We start from the raw sequence: 17,245 nt of genomic DNA on the forward strand, positions 1-17,245 counted from the left end.
TCAGCGCGACGGTGCCGTCGACGCCGGCGCGGGCAGCAGCGGAGGCGTGGGCGCCGTCGAGCTGGCCGGTGCCGGCAGCAGCGGCAGGGGCTTGGGCACGCGCTTCTCGATCAGGGTGATCTTCGGCTTGTCCCAGCTGCCGGTGATCGCGTAGCGCGCGCTGGCCGCCTTGTTCAGGCCGCGGCCGAGCAGACCCTGCACCGCCAGGCCCGCCGCGGCCCCCACCGGTCCACCGACCACCGCGCCGACCACCGGCAGGCTGTTGCCGACGTGCGGAACCACCAGCAGCTGCTGGTCGTAGTCGCGGGCACGCAGCCCGGTGCGGCCGGTCACGGTGATCTCCGCGGCCGGCCCCTTGATCTTCATGTTCTGGGTGGTGGCGTTGCCGTCGGCGAAGAGGAAGCTGCCGTCGATGCTGTCGAAGGCCAGGCCCTTGCCGAACACGTCGCCGAAGTCGAGCGTGAGCCGGCGCGGCAGTTCGGCCAGGGAGACCAGTCCCAGCAGTCGCCCCACGCCCGGCGAGTCGGCTTCGGGGATGCGCCCGTCGGTCACGTGCACCTGCAGCCGGCCTTCGAGGTTGGCCAGGGTGATCGCCGACGGGCTGCCCGGCCAGGTGCCGTCGAGGTGGGCCCGCGTCTTGCCGCCGTTGAACAGGCCGTCGAAGCCCAGCGCATCGAGCATCTTGCCGATGTCCTCGGCGGAGAAATCGATCGCCAGGTGGGTCTGGCTGTCCTCCGGATTGCCGTTCCAGTCGCCGGAGGCGGTGATCTGCACGCTGGGCGACAGCGCCCGCAGCTGGTCCAGGTGCATGCCCTTGGCGGTCGGCCAGCTTTCCAGCCGGGCCTGGCCGAGGTGGGCATTGCCCAGCCGCAGGTCGTCCACCAGCAGGTGGAACGGCGGCAGGCTGGCGGGATTCACGCCGGTGCGGGCCGCCTGCGCCGGGGTCGGTCCGGTATCGGGCAGCGCCTTGCCGCTGGCGTCCTTCGGCGGCTCGGCCTTGGGCCAGTAAAGCCGCTTCAGCCGCGCGGTGATGCCGCGCTTGCCGAGGTCGGCGCCGGGCACGTCGAAATGCCCGGACAGCGTCGCGCCATCGGCGTCGATGCCCAGGCCGTCGGACTTCGGGGTGACCTGCATGTGCAGGTCGGGGAAATCGTTGCCGAACAGCATCGCGTGGTCGGCGGTGATGTCGATGCCTTCAAGCGTAGGCGCGCTGCCGCTGCCCTGCCCGCCGACCACCTGCTGGATCCAGCCACTCACATCCACCCGGCCGCCGTGGCCCTGCACGCGCAGCCCCTGCTGTGGCAGCGTGTCGGGCATGCGGTCGCCGAGTGCCACGGTCCCGGCCAGCGGCTGGCCGTAACCGCCCGGCAGGCGGAAGCGCGCGCGCAGCACGTCGTCCAGCGAGACCTGCAGGTCGGCCGAATCGGTTGGCAGGCCCAGCACCACGTGCAGCGGCATCATCACGCCCGCGGGCTTGTCCAGCGGCGCCGGCAGCTTGATCGCGATGTCCTGCAACGCCGAGTCGACGGTCAGCCGCTGATGCAGGGGCGTATTGGCCGCGTCACGGCCGATGTCCAGCCCGATGCGGAATTCGCTGCGTCCCTCCGAAGCCGCCCCCAGCCAGGCCATGGCTGGCTGGTCCTGCAGCAGCTCAGCCAGGGTGTAGCGTCCGTCCAGGCTGGCCGAAAACACCGTATCGGGGTCGCCGGTAGCGCCGGCGATGCGCATCTGCAGGGTGGACGGCTGGTCGCGGAAGGTTCCCTGTAGCGGGCCGGCCGAAAGCCCTCCGGCATCGAACTGCATCGGGCCGGTGAGCTGGCCGAGCCGAAGGTTCCAGTCCGGCGCGCTGAGATCGGCATGGGTCAATTGCGCGGTGCCGTTGAGCTGGAGTGAAGCGTCGTCCTTGAACGGCAGCAGCAGATGGAAGTCGAAGTCGCCCTTGCCACCGAGCTTGAGCTTGGCCAGCGTGTCGGCCTCGCGCGCGGCGATCGGGCTATGACTGACGAAGCCGAGCAGGCTCGCCCCGCTGCCACTGCCACTGACATTGAGATCCAGCGCGGCATCACCGAAATCCGGGATCAGCGCCACCGCGTGCTGCGCCTTCACCCCCATCGCCTCGCCGCCGCTGGCCTGCACCAGCATGCCGTTGTCGACGAAGCTGGCTACCGCGGCGACATGCTCGGCGCGCGGCCAGCCCTCGCCGTAGTCCAGCGTGAGGTCGCTCAGCCGCGCCTGTGCCTCGAAGCGTCCCTCGTTGTGCAGGAATGGCCAGTCGGCCAGGCTGCCGCGCACCAGCGCGTCGCCGCTATCGATGGTGCCGCTAACCAGGCCGCGGTCCAGCCAGGCCACCGCCTTCGGCGGCATCGTCAGCGGCCAGAACAGCTTGGCGGCAGTGACGTCGCCGCGGTCGACATGGGCATACAGGTCGAGGAACGGTCGGCCGCCATCCGCCGGCAACAGCACCTCGCCCCTCGCCTGGCCGGCGTAGCCGACGCCGGTGAAGTCCAGCGGATCGGCGCCGAGGTGCACGCCACCGTCGTCATGCCAGACCGCGATCGTGCCGGCCAGCCGGGACAGTGCGAACGGCTGGCGGAACGCCCTGGGGAAGCGCAGCACCGTGGGCTGCTCCGGCAGCTCCAGCGAGAGCGCCTCGGCGTCGCCACGCAACGTGCCGGAGAGCCGGTCGATACCTGGCATCGCGCCGACCGGATCGATGCCCAGCCCCTGGAAAGCGGCATCCAGTCGGGTAAGGCCGACACCCTGCTGCCACTGTACGTCGGCGCGGGTGATTTCCCCGCGTGGCTTGCCCTCGCCCAGCCAGTGGGACAGGCCGGCGGACATGTCCGGCTTGAGCGCAAGCCAGGGCACCAGCGGCGCCAGCTGCAGGCGGCTGGCGGCGATGCCGATGCGAATTGCCCCGGCCGAAGGCCGATGCATCACCGCCACCAGCGCACTGCCGTCGTAACCGGCCCAGGCCAGCCGGTAGCCGTCGCCGGTCTGGCGGATCTCCATCACGCCACGGATCGCGGCCACGTCGACCCGGCTGCCCGCCGGTGTGCCGAGCGAAACACCGGTCAGGTCGGTCTGCAGCACGCTGCGCACCACCTTGCCGTCGCGCCAGTCCAGCCAGGCTTCCAGATGCCCGTGCCCCTGCTCGGCGGTATAGCCGGCCAGGCTGGCATCGCCCAGCATCGCGTTCACGTCGAGGTTGTCGCCCGCCAGCCAGACCCGCCCGCTGCTGCCATCGTCGCGGAACTGCCCGGCCGCGGTGAGCACGCCATCGGCACCGGCACGGCGCAGGCGTGCCCCCACCCGCACCTCGCCCGAGCCCAGCCATGCCCGCAACTGGTCGGCCAGCACCGCGTAATGCCGACCGGTGCGCTCGTCGGCGACGTCGATGTGCACGTCGTCCAGCCACAGATCAAGCGACAGCCGCCCCAGCGACGTCGGCTGCCCGGAGCTGCCCCCGGTCGCGCCGACGCCTCGGATCGACCACTGCCCATCCTTGCCACGGGCCACGTCCAGTTGCACCCCTCGCACATGCAGGTTGAGCAGGTGCCGGGACGGCAGCAGCCAGCCGCCGAAATCCAGCGCGGCGTCGACCTCCGGGAGGTGCAGTGGCGACTGCCCCGGGGCGGTAGCGCCGAGCGTGACCCCGCGCAGCGCGAAGGTGGGTCCCGCCGGGGTCCAGCGCCCCTGCATCGAATCGAACGACACCGGGCGATGCAGGCGCGCGGCCAACTGGGCAGCGACCCACTGCGGATGACGGGCCAACGCCGGCAGCAGCACCTGCGCCAACGCCGCGACCACCGCCAGGGTGATCAGGCAGACGCCGACCATCCATCCGAGCGCCCGGCTGAGCCGGTGCGCACGCCGCGACCAGGTCACCGTCACGCTCGGCGGCCTGCGCCGAACCGCGGGTTACAGCAGCACCACATCAAACTGTTCCTGGGAATAATGCTCTTCGGCCTGGAAGCGTATGCTCTTGGAGATGAACTCCTCCAGTTCGGCCACCGCGGAGGACTCCTCCTCCAGGATGCGGTTGACCACCGACGGACTGGCCATCACCAGCAGCTTGGCCGCGCTGAACTGGCGCACCGCGCGGGTGATCTCGCGGAAGATCTCGTAGGTCACCGTCTCGGCGGTCTTCACCGTGCCGCGACCGGAGCAGGCTGGGCACGGCTCGCACAGCTGCCGCTCCAGGCTCTCGGTGGTGCGCTTGCGGGTCATCTCCACCAGACCCAGCGCCGACATCGGATAGACGGTGGTCTTGGCGTGGTCGCGCGACAGGCCTTTCTCGAGCGTGCGCAGCACCTGGCGCTTGTGCTCCTCGTCGGTCATGTCGATGAAGTCGATGATGATGATGCCGCCCAGGTTGCGCAGCCGCAGCTGGCGTGCCGCTGCCTGTGCCGCTTCCAGGTTGGTGCGGTAGACGGTCTCCTCCAGGTTGCGCGTGCCGAGGTAGCCGCCGGTATTGACGTCGATGGTGGTCATCGCCTCGGTCTGGTCGACGATGAGGTAACCGCCGGACTTGAGCGGCACCTCCTTCTTCAGCGCGCGCTGGATCTCGTCCTCGGCGCCGTAGAGGTCGAAGATCGGCCGCTCGCCGTCGTAGTGCTCGACGCGATCATCCAGGCTGGGCATGAACTTGTGCACGAACTTCACCACCTTCTCGAAGGTTTCGCGCGAATCCACGCGCACCTTCTCGATGGCTTCGTTGAGCGAATCGCGCAGGCAACGCAGCGGCAGCGACAGTTCCTCGTACACCCGCTCGCCGACCTTCGCCCGGGCGATGTTCTCCTGCACCACGCGCCAGACCTTGCCGAGATAGGTCACGTCGAAAGCCAGCGACTCGGCCGACTGGCCCTCGGCGTTGGTGCGCACGATGTAGCCCAGCGGGTTTTCACCGAGCAGCGGCGCCAGCACGTCCTTCAGGCGCTGGCGCTCGTCCTCGTCCTCGATCCGCGCGGAAATGCCCAGCGTGCGCGCGTGCGGCAGCAGCACCAGGTAGCGCGACGGGATCGACAGGTGGGTGGACAGCCGTGCCCCCTTGGTGCTGATCGGATCCTTCACCACCTGCACCACGATCTCCTGGCCCTCGTGCACCAGCTCGCTGATCGACGGCACCGGACCGCTGCCCCCGCCGTCTCCCTCGACACCGGGAATGGCGGGACGAATGATGTCCGAGGCGTGCAGGAAGGCCGCCCGGTCCAGGCCGATGTCGACGAACACCGCCTGCATGCCCGGCATCACCCGCTGTACCCGGCCCTTGTAGATGTTGCCCACGTAGCCCCGCCGGGAGGCGCGCTCGACGTGGACCTCCTGCAGCATGCCGTTCTCGACGATGCCGACGCGGGTCTCGCGCGGCGTCACATTGATCAGGATCTCTTCACTCACCGCACTACCCCCGCCCAGGACAACCTTTATAACGGCTGGTTCGGGGCACTGTCGATGCGCACCAGCCCTTGACTTTGGCGGCCCGTGACGCGTGTCGCCAGGTGGCTCAGGCCGATCCGGGAAGCTCGCCGGCACCATCTTCGGGATGCGGGCTGCGCTGCCCCTCCGGGGGCTGCCGCGGCGCCATCCCGGCCGACTCCGGCTCACCGCCCGGCGCACGCGACCATTCGCCCCGCCAGCGCGGAAGAGCATCCGGATAATGGGTCTGGGCGAAGGCCAGCAAGCCCTCACGCACCCGGCAGCGCAGGTCCCAGTTGCGCCCGGAATCGCCCGAACTGACCAGCGCGCGCAACTGCATGGCGCGATCGCTGGCATCGGTGACCTGCAGCACGCATACCCGACCGTCCCATTCGGCCGCCTCGCGGCACAGTCGCTGCAGCTCCTCGCGCAACGGCGCCAGCGGCACGCGATAGTCCAGCCACAGGAATACCGTGCCGATGATCTGCGCGGTGCGCCGGGTCCAGTTCTGGAACGGGTGCTCCATGAACCAGTTCAACGGCACTACCAGCCGTCGCTCGTCCCAGATGCGCACCACCACGTAGGTGCCGGTGATCTCCTCCACCCGGCCCCACTCGCCTTCGATGATCACCACGTCGTCGAGGCGGATCGGCTGGGTCAACGCGATCTGCAGGCCGGCGATCAGGTTGCCCAGCACCGGCTTGGCGGCAAGGCCGACCGCCAGCCCGGCCAATCCGGCCGAGGCGAGCAGGCTGGCGCCGATCTGGCGCACCAGCGGCAGGGTCATCAGGGCCGCAGCCAGACCGAGCAGCACGATCAGCACGGAGGTGGTACGGCCAAGCACGCGCGCCTGGGTAAGCACCCGGCGCGCATGCAGGTTGTCGGCTACGTCCACCGGAAAACGCCGGGTAAAAAAGGCCTCGGCCGCCTGCACGCAACGCACCGCCAGCCAGGTGGCGACACCGATCAACGCGACGACCAGCCCGTGCGACAGCACCTGCACCGGGGCAAGCAGCGCCGACTCGGGACGGGCATGCAGGACCACCGTCAGCGCGACCAGCGGCACCAGCCAGCCCATCGGCGCCCGCGCGAAGCGCAGCATGTCGCGCACCATCGGATGATCGCCGCTCCACCGCCACAACAGTGCGCGGATGGCGCGATGCACCAGCATCGCCACGACCAGCGCCACCGCGGCGCAGCCGATCAGGCGGAACGCGGGAGAGCGGGCCCACAGGTCGTGGAGGAATCCGAGCATCGTCACAGCGTGCCAAGCCGGGCGTCCATGCCATGTGGTCGGCATGATCACGTAGAGTTAGCGGATGACTCCGACACCCATCCTGCTCGCCTGGAGTGGCGGCAAAGACTGCCTGATGGCCCTGCAGCGCCTGCGCGCCGATCCGCACTGGCAGGTAGTCGCCCTGCTCACCACGGTCAACCGCACCTACGACCGCATCGCCATGCACGGCGTGCGGCGCACGATCCTGGAGGCCCAGGCCGCATCGCTCGGCCTGCCGCTGGTAGTCGCGGAGATGGACTGGCCTGGTTCGAACGAGGCCTACGAAGAAGCCCACGCCAGGGCGCTGGCCGAAGCGCGCATGCGCTGGCCGGGCGTGCGCCACTGCGCCTTCGGCGACCTGTTCCTGCAGGACGTGCGCGACTACCGCGTGCGCCAGCTCGGCCAGGCCGAGTGGCGCGCGGTGTTCCCGATCTGGGGCGAGGACACGGCCGCGCTGTCGCGCCGCTTCGTCGCCGAGGGCCATCGCGCGATGCTGTGCTGCGTGGACACCCAACAACTCGATGCCGCGTTCTGCGGGCGCGCCTATGACGGCGCCCTGCTCGACGCACTGCCGGTCGGGGTCGACCCCTGCGGCGAGCGCGGCGAGTTCCATACGCTGAGCTGCGGTGGCCCGCTGTTCCGCACGCCGCTGCGCCTGCGTCGCGGCGAGTCGGTGCTGCGCGACGAACGTTTCCAGTTCACCGATTTCCTGCTCGATGACACGGCCGGCTGACGACCACATCCTGCCCGACGTGCTGCAACCGGGCCTGGCGCTGGTGTTCTGCGGCACCGCGGCAGGCAAGCGATCGGCGGCCGAGGGAGCCTACTACGCGCATCCGGGCAACCTGTTCTGGCGGGCGTTGGCCGAGGTCGGCCTGACCCCGCACCGCTACCCAGCGGAAGAATTTCCGCGGCTTGCCGAGCTCGGCATCGGCTTCACCGACCTGGCCAAGTTCCACAGCGGCAACGACAGCGAGCTGCCGCGCGACGCCTTCGACGTGCCGGCCCTGCGGGCCAAGATCGAACGATATGCCCCGCGCTGGCTGGCCTTCACCAGCAAGCACGGCGCGAAGGCGGCGCTCGGCCGGGCGATCACCGGCTACGGCGAGCAGCCGGAGCGCATCGGCACGACGCGGGTGTTCGTGCTGCCCTCGCCATCGGGACAGGCGCGCGGGCACTGGTCGATCGGGCCGTGGCAGGAGTTGGCCGGACGGGTGCGTGGGGATTGAAGGCGCTGGATGACCGGCATTCGCCGTTGAAGAGCGCCTCCGGCGGGCGCCGGGATGACGGTGAGGGGTGGTGGAAGCGATCAGGCGCGTTGCAGGTGGGCAGCAACTCCCAAACCCGTCATTCCAGCGGCTCTCGACAGCCGGATGGCTGGTCGAGCTGGAATCCAGCGCCTCTCCTCCCGAAACAGAGCGGGCGCCCGAAGGCGCCCGTCCGCGGCTGCGTGCGAGCCCGCTTACATCTCCACGCAGTCGAACCGCACGTCGGTCGGCACGTCCTGGGTGTAGTCCACGTCGCCGCGGTCGAACCCGAACAGCTTGAGGAAGTCGTGGCGGTAGCCGGCGTAGTCGGTGAGCTGGTTGAGGTTCTCGGTGGTCACCGTCGGCCACAACGCCTTGCACTCGGACTGCACGTCGTCGCGCAGCTCCCAGTCGTCCAGACGCAGGCGGTGCTCTTCGTCCACCGGCGGCGCGCTGCCGTCGGCGCGGTAGAGGAAATCGCGGAACAGGCGGTTGGCCTGCTCGATGGTGCCCTCGTGGATGCCCTTGGCCTTCATGATCTTGAAGACCATCGACACGTACAGCGGAATCACCGGGATCGCCGCGCTGGCCTGGGTCACCACCGACTTCATCACTCCGACGTAGGCCTTCAGGCCGTTGGCGGCATAACGCTCGCGCATGGTCGTGGCGGTGTTGTCCAGATGCTGCTTGGCGCGGCCCAGCGTGCCGTGCCAGTAGATCGGCCAGGTGATCGAGGTGCCGACGTAGCTGTAGGCGATGGTGGTGGCATCCTTCGCCAGCACGCCGGCCTGATTCAGCGCCTCGATCCACAGCGCCCAGTCCTCGCCGCCCATCACCGCGACGGTGTCGGCGATCTCCTGCTCGGTGGCCGGCTCGACGGTTGCAGTGATCACCGTGTCGCGGTTGGTGTCGATCGAGGTGGCGCTGAAGGCCTCGCCGATGGTCTTGAGCGCCGAGCGCTTCACTTCGCCGGTGCCCGGCAGCTTGCGCACCGGCGAGGCCAGCGAATACACCACCAGGTCGATCGGACCACCCATCTCCGCCTTGATCAGCTCGATGGTGCGCGCGCGCGTCTCGTCGGAAAACGCGTCGCCGTTGATCGACTTGCTGTACAAGCCTGCGGCCTTGGCGGCCTGGTCGAACGCGGCGGAGTTGTACCAGCCGGCGGTGCCGGTCTTGGTCTCGCTCGAGGGCTTCTCGAAAAACACGCCGAGCGTAGCCGCGCCGTGGCCGAAGGCCGCGGTGATACGCGAGGCCAGGCCGTAGCCGGTGGACGCGCCGATGACCAGCACGCGCTTGGGGCCCTGCCCGCTCTGGCCGCTGGCTTTGGTGATGTCGATCTGCTCGAGCACGTTCTTCGCGCAGCCCACCGGGTGCGCCGTGATGCAGATGAAACCGCGGACTTTCGGATTGATGATCATGCGTTCGCTTCGATCGTGGTCAGGCAAAGGCGCATATTACCCGCGCGCGCCGGCCATGCGCCTCCGTAGGGTTGCCGGCGACCCGACATGCGAACGGCCCGCCGAGACGGGCCGTTCGAGCGATGCAGTGCGCATCGGTGGGCTCAGTCGATCGGTGTCTGGCGATACTTGCCCACGTCACGCTCGAGCACCGGCGATGCGCGGTTGCTCCAGGCGTGACGGATGTAGCTGACCACCGCCGCCACATCGGCGTCGCTGAGCGACTGGGCGAACGGTGGCATCGAGTACGGCCGCGGGTTGCCGGCGGTCACCGGAGGAAAGCCGCCGAGCAGCACCACGCGGATCGCGTTGATGCCGGTCGGTTCGTCGACCGAGGAGTTGCCGTTGAGCGGCGGGTAGACCCCGGCCACGCCATTGCCGTCCCTGCCGTGGCAGGCGGCACAACGCTGGCCGTAGATTTCCTCGCCCCTGTGCCGCATCACCGTTGCGTCGATCGCCGGATCGACGACCCGCGGCTGCGGCCGCGGCGGCAGCGATTCAAGGTAGCTTGCGATCGCCGCGAGATCGGCGTCGGTCATGTGCTGGGTACTGCGCGAGACCACCTCGGCCATCGGGCCGAATGCGCTGCCCTTCGCCGACTGTCCCGTCTTGAGCAACTGCACGATGTCCTGCCCGCTCCAGCCCTCCAGCCCGCCGTGGGCCTGCGTGCCGAGGTCGGGCGCATACCAGTCCTGCGCGGGAATCTCGCCGCCGGACAACGGCGGCTGCGCCGGGATACCGCCAAGCGCGTCGCGCCGGGCGTGACACTCGTTGCAGTGACCCAGGCCCTGCACCAGATAGGCGCCTCGATTCCACTCGGCAGACCGGGCCGGATCGGGCTGGTACACACCGGGCTGGAAATACATCGCGCGCCAGGCCGCCAGTCCCTGGCGCACGCTGTAGGGAAATTTCAGCTCCGGTGTCGCGGCGGGACGATGCACCGCCGCCAGCGATTTCAGGTAGGCGAAGATCGCCAGCGCATCATCGCGGGTGACCTTGGTGTACGAGGTGTAGGAGAACGCCGGGTAGAGGAACTCGCCGTGGCGGCCCTTGCCCTCGTGCAGGGCACGCCAGAAATCGGCAAACGTCCACCGCCCCAGTCCGGTCTCGTCATCCGGCGTGATGTTCGGCGCCGGGATATTGCCGAATGGGGTCGGCACTTCGTGGCCGCCGGCGAACGGGACGCCATCGCGCGCGGTGTGGCAGGCCGCGCAATCGCCGACCGTGGCGAGGTAGCGACCGCGTTCGATCAGCGCCGGGTCGGCCAGGTTTTCGCTGGCAGCAAGGCGACCTGCCTCGCGCGTGGCGACATCGTCGGGGTGCGGCCCGAACAGCCACCAGCCGACGCCGCCCACCGTCAGCACGAGGGCGATCAGGAAACCGCGCAGCAGCCACTTCATGCGCCGTCTCCCCTGGCCGGTCCCTGTGCCGGCGGAACGTTGCCCAGCACGCCGCACTGCAGTGGTGGCGTCACCGAACCGGGTGGCTGCGCATGCATGTCCGCCGGCAGCTGCCTTGTGGCCAGGAAAGCAGACACCGCGGTGATGTCCGCCGGAGTAAGCCGGTTGGCGATGATCGACATGCAGTCCGGTGCGGCAGCGGCGCGGGTGCCGGTGCGCCAGGAGCCGAGCTGCGAACTCACATAGTCGTAGGGCAGGCCGATCAGGCCAGGTGTGGACGGCTGCACGCCGGTCAGCTGGCTGCCGTGGCAAGCCTGGCACGGCGGGATCTTGCGCCCGGGGTCGCCATGCTCGGTCAGCGCCTGTCCGCGTGCCAGCAGCGCGGCGGATACCCTGGGCGTGGGCGACGGCGAGTACGGCACCTCTTGCTGGGCGAAGTAGCTGGCGATCTCGTGCATGTAGGTGTCGGTGAGCGGGCGCACGGTGTATTCCATCGGGCCGTACCTGCGCAGGCCGAGCTGGAAGTAGCGCAGCTGGCGCGCCAGGTACTCCGCCGGCTTGCCCGCCAGACGCGGGAAGAAGCCGGTGCCCGGCGAACCCTCGCCATGCTCGCCATGACACGCCGTGCACGAGGCGATGCGCTGGGCCAGGGTGTCCGGCACGGTATGGGTCGGCGGGTTATCGGCGGCGTGTGCGGCCGGCAGCAGCAGGGCTGCCAGCAGAAGGGCTCCGCCGAGCGGGATACGGGAGTATCGGATCATCGCTAGAGTATAGGCGCTCGGTATGGTGAAGCCGCGAAACACTCCGGCCGCCGGCCCGATGTCGCGACAACCTGCCGCAAGCTCCGCCTCCATCCGGTCCTGGCGATCCCGGCAGCATCCCCGGCTCCGACTGCCCGCGAAAGTGCCGAAAGCGCCAGCGCCACGACCGGGAATCCGCCGCCTGCGCGTGGAGCCGGGCCCGAGGCTGGCCTGCCACCGACCGTCTCGTCAAAACCCCATGCGCATCCAACTCCCTGGCGTCCTGGCCGCGGCCATCGCGATCTCCCTTCCCCTGCGCGCCGCGCCGGCTGCGCCCGATTCCCACCCGGCCTGGCGCCAGCCACAGGCGCCGCAGCGCATCTACGGCAACACCTGGTACGTCGGCAGCCGCGGGCTCAGCGCGATCCTGGTGACTTCGCCGCAGGGCCACGTGCTGATCGACGGTACCCTGCCTGAAAATGCGGCGATGGTGGAAGCAAACATCCGGTCGCTCGGCTTCCGCCTGCGTGACATCCGGGTGATCCTCGACTCGCATGCGCACGGGGACCATGCCGGTGCCTTGGCAGCGATCGCCCGGGACAGCGGAGCCACGGTCCGGGCCCGGGCGGCGCAGGCTCGGGCACTGCGTGAAGGCGGCAGGGACCCGGAAGATCCGCAGTACGGCGACGCGCCGCTGTTTCCGCCCATCAGGCACGTGCAGGTGATCGGGGACGAGGCCACGGTGCATGTCGGGCCACTGGCGATCCGCGCCCATCCGACGCCGGGACACACCCCCGGAAGCACCACCTGGAGCTGGACCTCCTGCGAAGGTCGCCGCTGCCTGCACATGGTGTATGCCGACAGCCTCACGCCCATGGCGGTCGGCAGCTACCGCTTCTCCGATCCGGACCATCCGGAGCGTCTGGCATCCTTCCGCCGAGGCATCGCCACGTTGTCCATCCTGCCCTGCGACATCCTGATGACCCCGCATCCGGAAGCCAGCCGCTTCTGGCAACGCATGACCGAGCGCGGGCAGGGGCATGCGGATGCGCTGCGTGATCCGGGCGCCTGCCGCGCCTACGCACGCCTGGGCGGGCAGATGATGGACAAACGCGTCGCTGTCGAGCGGGAGACCGCTCGCTGAGCTGCGCGCAGGACCTGCGGGTGACAAGGATCACTTAGCTCCGGCAACCCGACGTGGTCCGATAGACGGCGTCGCCCTGCCCCGGAACCTCGCCGATGAGCGCGAAGCAAGAATCACCTGAAGCGCCCGCCGCGCTGCCGCATGTCGATCGCTGGACCCTGATCGGACTGGTTCTGCTGCTCTCACCCCTGCTGACCATGGCCCACGAGCTGCTGGGCCACGCCGTGACCTGCGTGGCCTCTGGACACCGCCCGAGCGAGCTGGGGGCCTACTACGTCGAATGTCCGGGCACCGGGCCGGTAGCCCGCCGCCTGGTGGCCGTGGCCGGCACGACGGTCGATATCGTGGTGGCGGCGCTGGCCTACCTCGCCTGGCGCACCGTCCGCACGCCGCTGCTGCGACTGGCGCTCTGGATCACCTTCACCGTGAAGGCAATGGTGGCTGCCGGCTACTGGCTGTTCTCCGGAGTGCTCGGCCTGGGCGACTGGAGCCCGGTCGGCGACGGCGGACTCGCGCCGCTGCCGTATCCGTGGCTGTGGCGATTCGCCCTGACCGCAGCGGGACTGGCGGCCTACATCGGCACCATCCGCCTCGCCAACCGCAGCATCGACGAGATGCTCGGCGGCGGCGCGACGGCGCGCGCCACCCGCGTGCGCATGGCCATGACCATCTACTGGATCGGTGGCGCGGGCGCGCTGCTGGTCAGCCTGTTCAACCCGCACGGGCTGATGATCACGCTGATCTCCGCCGTGGCGTCGACCTTTGGCGGCACCGCGGGACTGTTCAATGTGGCCTATCGCCCAACACCGGCGATTCCACCCCGCCCCGTGGCGATCGGTCGCCACCCCGCGCTGCTCATCGCAGGCGCGGCGGTGATGGCTGCGTTTGCCGCAGTGCTCGGCCCCACCGTCTATCTGCGCTGATCTACGCCTCAGCCACGACTGACGGATTTGCGCACGATCAGCATCGCCAACTCCAGCGACTGCTCGTAGTTCAGCCGGGGGTCGACCGTCGACTTGTAGGCCCGCGAAAGATCCGACTCGGACAGGTCGCGTGCGCCGCCCATGCACTCGGTGACGTTCTCGCCGGTCAGCTCGAGGTGGACGCCACCCAGGCGCGTGCCGGCGGCGGCGTGGATGTCGAAAGCCTGATCGAGCTCGCCGCGGATGTTGTCGAAGCGACGTGTCTTGTAGCCGTTGGACGTGCTTTCGGTGTTGCCGTGCATCGGGTCGGCCACCCAAAGCACACGGCGCCCTTCACGCTTCACCGCGTCCAGCAGCGGCGGCAGGCGCTCGGCAATGGCGGCGTTGCCCATGCGATGGACCAGCGTCAACCGCCCGGGCTCGTCGTCGGGATTGAGTGCGTCCATCAATGGCAGCAACTGCTCAGGTGTGACCGACGGCCCCACTTTTACCGCGATCGGATTGCGGATGCCGCGGAAATACTCCACGTGCGCACCGTCGAGCGCCGCAGTGCGCATGCCGATCCACGGGAAATGCGTGGACAGGTTGAACCAGCCCGGGTGGCGCGGCACCTGGCGGGTCAGCGCCTGTTCGTAGTGCAGCAACAACGCCTCGTGCGAGGTAAAGAAATCGACACGCGAAAAGCTGGCGATCGGTCCGGCAAGCGTCTCCATGAAACGCAGCGAGTCACCGATCGAGGCGACCATCTGGCGATACTCGGCAGCCAGCGGCGAGTGCTCGACCCACGCCAGATCCCAGTACTCCGGATGATGCAGATCGGCAAAACCGCCATCGATCAACGCACGCACGAAATTCATCGTGAGCGCCGAATGTGCGTGTGCCTGGATCAGGCGCTGCGGATCGGCGCGGCGTGCCTCGGCTGTGAAGGCCGGTGCGTTCACCACGTCACCGCGAAAACTCGGCAGGGTCAGGCCGTCGCGCGTCTCGGTGTCGGCCGAGCGCGGCTTGGCGTACTGCCCGGCGAATCGCCCCACCCGAAGCACCGGCTTCTTGAGCCCGTGCACCATCACCAGGCTCATCTGCAGCAGCACCTTGAGCCGGTTCGAGATGATCGGGCTGGTACAGTCGGTGAAACTCTCCGCGCAATCGCCTCCCTGCAGCAGGAAGCTGTGGCCATCCTGGGCCTCGGCCAGCGCCTGCTTGAGCGCCAGCACCTCCCAGGAGGTCACCAGCGGAGGCAGCGAGGCCAGCTGGGCCGTTGCGGTGGCCAGTTCGGCCGGATCGTCATAGCGGGGCTGCTGCAGTGCCTCGCGCTGCTGCCAGGAAGCGGGAGACCAGTCCACCGGGGTGGATGGGCTCGTAGGCTGGATCGCCATGTCAGACGCTCCGACGCCGCGTGACCAGTACCGCCCAGATCCCCAGCGCGATGAACCACAGCAGCGTCCAGGCAGGCATCGGCAGGCCGAGGATGGGCTCGACCTTGGCACACTCACCGGACCCGGTGAACACGAGCTTCAGCACCTTGGCGAAAGGAAAGGCGCTCATCAGGTAACCGAGGTCACCGCCGCAGGAGGGTACTTCGTCGGCGGGCAGCGACTGGATCCACAGATGGCGTCCGGCCACCGCAATACCCCAGACCGCGCCAAGCAGAGCGCCGGCCGTGTAGATCCAGCGGGCGCTCCCCCTGGGCGCATGGATCGCGCCGGCCAGGAAGAACAGGCCCATCACCATGAAACCGATGCGCTGGAAGATGCACAGTGGGCAGGGAATCATCGCCCAGACGTACTGCGCGTAGAGCGCAAACCCGAGCAGCCCCGCGCAGATCGCGAAGCCGGCGAGGAAGGTGGTGCGATAGGACCAACGGAGAGGATTCATGGCTTGTGGATAGCGGGGAGTGACCGACATTAACCCGTCCCGCGGTGTGCTGTCAGCACACCCGATCGCCGCAGGACCGCCAAACAAAAAGCCCCGGCAGACCAGCTGTCGGGGCTTTCGTTGGCACGGACGTCCAGACGCCCAACCGGGCGACGCTTACTCGGCGTCGACGGCCTCGGCACGCGGACGGTCCACCAGCTCGACGTACGCCATCGGTGCATTGTCACCGGGGCGGAAGCCGCACTTGAGGATGCGCAGGTAACCACCGGGACGCTCGCGGTAACGCGGGCCCAGCTCGACGAACAGCTTGCCCACTGCCTGCTTGTCGCGCAGGCGGGCGAAGGCGAGGCGGCGGTTGGCGACGCCGTCGGTCTTGCTCAGCGTGATCAGCGGCTCGGCAACGCGGCGAAGTTCCTTCGCCTTCGGCAGGGTGGTACGGATCAGCTCGTGCTTGATCAGCGACGCGGCCATGTTGCGGAACATGGCTTCGCGATGGCTGCTGGTGCGGTTGAGCTTGCGACCGCTCTTCATATGGCGCATGGCGATAATCTCTGTCTGTTGTTATGAGAGGCCGGACGTCGCCGGCTTCCCGCGGTTGCCCGCTATAGGAGTGTGGAAGATCGAGTGCTGCGACAGCCCCGGGAAGTCCCCGCGGCGGACGATCAAGGAGACCGTCGAAAAATGCCGGAAACAGGCAGGCCGCAGCAGCCCCCTCACGGCAAGATGCCGCGATCGCTGAAGCGACCGCGGCATGTGTTGCATCAGCCCAGCTGCATGCCGTGCGACAGGCCCGGCGGCGGCCAGTTCTCGAGCTTCATGCCGAGCGCCAGACCGCGACTGCCCAGCACGTCCTTGATCTCGGTCAGCGACTTCTTGCCGAGATTCGGGGTCTTCAGCAGCTCCACCTCGGTCTTCTGCACCAGATCGCCGATGTAGTAGATGCTCTCGGCCTTCAGGCAGTTCGCCGAACGCACGGTGAGCTCCAGATCGTCGATCGGACGCAGCAGCAGCGGGTCGAAACCGCTCTTCTCGGCCGTATCGGTGGCGCTCTCGCGACGCGAGAAATCACCGAACACCGACAGCTGGTCGTTGAGAATCTCGGCCGCCTTGCGCACCGCGTCCTCGGCACCGATGGTGCCGTTGGTCTCGATGTCCAGCACCAGCTTGTCGAGGTTGGTGCGCTGCTCCACACGAGCGGCGTCCACCTCGTAGGCCACGCGCAGCACCGGCGCGAAGGACGCGTCGAGCTGCAGGCGACCGATCGGACGCGCTTCGTCGTCCGGATGCTGGCGCGCGCTGGCCGGCTGGTAACCCACGCCACGACGCACCTTCAGGCGCATGTTGAGCGCGATGTCCTTGGTCAGGTGGCAGATCACGTGTTCCGGGTTGATGATCTCGACCGTGTGGTCCACGGTGATATCGCCGGCGGTGACCACGCCCTTGCCCTTCTTCGACAGGGTCAGGGTGACCTCGTCGCCGGAGTGCTGACGGATAGCGACGTCCTTGAGGTTCAGCAGGACTTCGATCACGTCCTCCTGCAGGCCCTCGAGGGTGGTGTACTCGTGAAGCACGCCATCGATCTCGACCTCGACGATGGCGCTGCCGGGGATCGAGGAGAGCAGTACGCGGCGCAGCGCGTTGCCCAGGGTGTGGCCGAAGCCACGCTCGAGCGGCTCGACCACCACCTTGGCGCGGTTGGCTCCGAGCTGTTCGACGCTGAGGCCACGAGGCCGCAGCACGCTAGTTGACGAAACTGCCATGCAGA

The 17,245-nt window shown here is 68.8% G+C and carries 14 protein-coding genes; 4 read left to right on the plus strand and 10 right to left on the minus strand.

The features are described 5' to 3' along the window. The 3 genes from C693_RS0108495 to C693_RS0108505 all read right to left on the minus strand — a co-directional run bounded on the left by C693_RS0108495 (nt 1) and on the right by C693_RS0108505 (nt 6,670). A complete protein-coding gene (locus C693_RS0108495; protein ID WP_043598574.1) occupies nt 1-3,894 on the minus strand; it encodes a YhdP family protein in 3,894 nt (1,297 codons plus the stop codon). A 27-nt stretch (nt 3,895-3,921) separates the two neighbouring features. Continuing rightward, nucleotides 3,922-5,397 (minus strand): ribonuclease G, encoded by a 1,476-nt coding sequence (rng, locus tag C693_RS0108500; RefSeq protein ID WP_017461839.1) that lies wholly within the window; start codon nt 5,395-5,397, stop codon nt 3,922-3,924. Nucleotides 5,398-5,503: 106 nt separating this feature from the next. Next, nucleotides 5,504-6,670, minus strand: a complete 1,167-nt coding sequence (locus tag C693_RS0108505; RefSeq protein WP_017461840.1) for a mechanosensitive ion channel family protein — start codon at nt 6,668-6,670, stop codon at nt 5,504-5,506. A gap of 64 nt (nt 6,671-6,734) precedes the next feature. Between C693_RS0108505 and C693_RS0108510 the strand changes: the two genes are divergently transcribed. Beyond that, nucleotides 6,735-7,424 carry an ATP-binding protein gene (locus C693_RS0108510; RefSeq protein WP_026107281.1) on the plus strand — a complete coding sequence of 230 codons (690 nt, stop codon included), beginning with the start codon at nt 6,735-6,737 and terminating at the stop codon, nt 7,422-7,424. Next, nucleotides 7,408-7,920, plus strand: coding sequence for a mismatch-specific DNA-glycosylase (locus tag C693_RS0108515; RefSeq protein ID WP_017461842.1), 513 nt, complete (start codon nt 7,408-7,410; stop codon nt 7,918-7,920). The genes C693_RS0108510 and C693_RS0108515 overlap by 17 nt, the downstream gene beginning before the upstream one ends. 233 nt (nt 7,921-8,153) lie before the next feature. Here C693_RS0108515 and fabV read toward each other — a convergent pair whose 3' ends face one another. From fabV to C693_RS0108530, 3 genes are all read right to left on the minus strand, one after another. After that, complete coding sequence (gene fabV / locus C693_RS0108520; protein WP_017461843.1) at nt 8,154-9,359, minus strand: enoyl-ACP reductase FabV; 1,206 nt, start codon at nt 9,357-9,359, stop codon at nt 8,154-8,156. Nucleotides 9,360-9,502: 143 nt separating this feature from the next. Continuing rightward, on the minus strand, nt 9,503-10,798 hold the full coding sequence (locus tag C693_RS0108525; RefSeq protein WP_017461844.1) for a cytochrome c: 1,296 nt from the start codon (nt 10,796-10,798) through the stop codon (nt 9,503-9,505). After that, entirely contained in the window at nt 10,795-11,559 is a 765-nt protein-coding gene (locus tag C693_RS0108530; protein WP_017461845.1) for a cytochrome c4, read from the minus strand. The genes C693_RS0108525 and C693_RS0108530 overlap by 4 nt, the downstream gene beginning before the upstream one ends. A gap of 238 nt (nt 11,560-11,797) precedes the next feature. Here C693_RS0108530 and bla point away from each other — a divergent pair, with 238 nt between their 5' ends. Together bla and C693_RS0108540 are read left to right on the plus strand one after the other, a co-directional pair. Beyond that, a complete protein-coding gene (gene bla, locus C693_RS0108535) occupies nt 11,798-12,682 on the plus strand; it encodes a subclass B3 metallo-beta-lactamase (protein ID WP_017461846.1) in 885 nt (294 codons plus the stop codon). 95 nt (nt 12,683-12,777) lie between these two features. After that, nucleotides 12,778-13,605 (plus strand): hypothetical protein, encoded by an 828-nt coding sequence (locus C693_RS0108540; RefSeq protein ID WP_017461847.1) that lies wholly within the window; start codon nt 12,778-12,780, stop codon nt 13,603-13,605. 8 nt (nt 13,606-13,613) lie between these two features. On the opposite strand, the gene C693_RS0108545 is transcribed toward C693_RS0108540, so the two are convergent. The 4 genes from C693_RS0108545 to C693_RS0108560 all read right to left on the minus strand — a co-directional run bounded on the left by C693_RS0108545 (nt 13,614) and on the right by C693_RS0108560 (nt 17,240). Further along, nucleotides 13,614-14,981 carry a class II 3-deoxy-7-phosphoheptulonate synthase gene (locus C693_RS0108545; protein WP_017461848.1) on the minus strand — a complete coding sequence of 456 codons (1,368 nt, stop codon included), beginning with the start codon at nt 14,979-14,981 and terminating at the stop codon, nt 13,614-13,616. Between the two features lies 1 nt (nt 14,982). Continuing rightward, nucleotides 14,983-15,480, minus strand: coding sequence for a disulfide bond formation protein B (locus tag C693_RS0108550; RefSeq protein ID WP_026107284.1), 498 nt, complete (start codon nt 15,478-15,480; stop codon nt 14,983-14,985). A gap of 156 nt (nt 15,481-15,636) precedes the next feature. Beyond that, nucleotides 15,637-16,020 carry a 50S ribosomal protein L17 gene (gene rplQ, locus C693_RS0108555; protein WP_017461850.1) on the minus strand — a complete coding sequence of 128 codons (384 nt, stop codon included), beginning with the start codon at nt 16,018-16,020 and terminating at the stop codon, nt 15,637-15,639. Nucleotides 16,021-16,241: 221 nt separating this feature from the next. Continuing rightward, a complete protein-coding gene (locus C693_RS0108560) occupies nt 16,242-17,240 on the minus strand; it encodes a DNA-directed RNA polymerase subunit alpha (RefSeq protein ID WP_026107285.1) in 999 nt (332 codons plus the stop codon). Between the last annotated feature and the right edge of the window lie 5 nt (nt 17,241-17,245).

The organism is Dyella ginsengisoli LA-4, from assembly GCF_000334915.1.
GTDB lineage: Bacteria > Pseudomonadota > Gammaproteobacteria > Xanthomonadales > Rhodanobacteraceae > Dyella_A > Dyella_A ginsengisoli_A.